Source organism: Fictibacillus sp. NRS-1165, assembly GCF_050468105.1.
Taxonomy (GTDB): Bacteria; Bacillota; Bacilli; order Bacillales; family Fictibacillaceae; genus Fictibacillus_C; species Fictibacillus_C terrinigri.
In genome coordinates this window covers 1-1,359 of sequence record NZ_JBDPNU010000129.1, presented here as the reverse complement: position 1 = coordinate 1,359, position 1,359 = coordinate 1, and the positions used below count along the sequence as shown (strand labels likewise).

Genomic DNA, 1,359 nt, shown 5'->3' with positions numbered 1-1,359 from the left:
GGGCAGACCTTTTCCATTCATTGGCCATGCGGGCATTCTCACTCTCCACCCATTCGTTATACCAGCGTTCAAGGGTGGTATAGGGGATGTCATACGTTTTGGAAACAGATTGGATCGTGGTTTCATGGCATAGTGAAATAACGGTATTTTTAAAGATTCTGTTACATTGCCGCGTTGGGGAATTCCTTCCCTCCACACAGCCTGGCAACTGGCACACTGCTCATGATAGACAGGGACTTCCACGTGATTATTCCGACGCACTAAATAATATAGAAAGAGGGTTTTTTATTGAAAAAATTTGTATTCTCACTATTGTTGTTTCTTCTTTACACGCATTACGACTGCCAACCACCGAAGCTTGTATGTTAATTAAATAACAAGACTTCGGTACTCACGTCAAAAGAATACAGGAACATCTTATTAAAAAGGGTTTTTTACATACTTCCGCGACAGGTGTTTATGATTCCCTGACGAAAAATGCTGTAGCACAATTTCATAGGGATACCGGACTCTACGCGGACGGCATAGTAGGAACGAATACATATAAGCAATTTCAAAATGTCGAAAAAATGGCGGGCGAGGTTAATGGAGAAGCCAGAGGTGAACATTATGAAGGGCAAGTAGCAGTGGCAGCCGTCATACTGAACCGGTATGAGGCTGCCGGATTTCCCAAAACGGTATCAGAAGTAAACACTCATACGAATGCATTTACTTGCCTGGATGATGGGCAATATTACTTGAAGCCTGCCAATCCTACTTATCGTGCTGTCATTGATGCATTTAAGGGGTGGGATCCATCGTGAGGAGCGGTATACTATTATAATCCAAGAGTTCATCGAATAATTAGTATTGAACCCACAGTCCTGTTCTGATTATTAGAGGACAGGACACACTACAATCCAAAATAAGATCACTTTAGTAAACCAAAATTCCAGCCAAAAAGATAATCGATTTTGAGATACAGCCGAATACAAGTTGATTTTTTACCAAAATAATTTCCGCGAATGTTCTTTTTTATAAAATCTCGATCATGATGATTATGAACAACGCAGCGTTGGTTGATGACGATCGTAAACCTTAGAAAGAGAGAAAGATCAACAGATTTTGAATCAGTTCAGGGCTGCCCCTCAATACAATGAATCCATCATAAAATACATAGACCAAAAAAAGTATTTAAATAAGAAGTATATGCCAAATGCTTGGTCTGGTCCCACTCTTTCCACTTTTCACGTATTATTTATCGATTAATACACATAATAAAATCTAGTTGTTATTACAATCGCACTATTTACATCTTAAAGAAAACATCAAAAGGGTGCTTTTATTGCAGTATTCACCAAGAGTTTATCACGCCTTAGT

Annotated in this window: 1 protein-coding gene and 2 pseudogenes; 2 read left to right on the top strand and 1 reads right to left on the bottom strand. The window is 39.1% G+C overall.

Annotation, left to right across the window (positions count from 1 at the left end; all coding sequences use genetic code 11):
- Nucleotides 1-208, bottom strand: a pseudogene (locus ABHN01_RS24970) (hypothetical protein); the annotation flags it as partial.
- Nucleotides 209-401: 193 nt separating this feature from the next.
- Here ABHN01_RS24970 and ABHN01_RS24965 point away from each other — a divergent pair.
- Together ABHN01_RS24965 and ABHN01_RS24960 are read left to right on the top strand one after the other, a co-directional pair.
- Nucleotides 402-539, top strand: a pseudogene (locus ABHN01_RS24965) (peptidoglycan-binding domain-containing protein); the annotation flags it as partial.
- Between the two features lie 30 nt (nt 540-569).
- Nucleotides 570-803 carry a cell wall hydrolase gene (locus tag ABHN01_RS24960; RefSeq protein ID WP_429877786.1) on the top strand — a complete coding sequence of 78 codons (234 nt, stop codon included), beginning with the start codon at nt 570-572 and terminating at the stop codon, nt 801-803.
- The last annotated feature ends 556 nt before the right edge of the window (nt 804-1,359 follow it).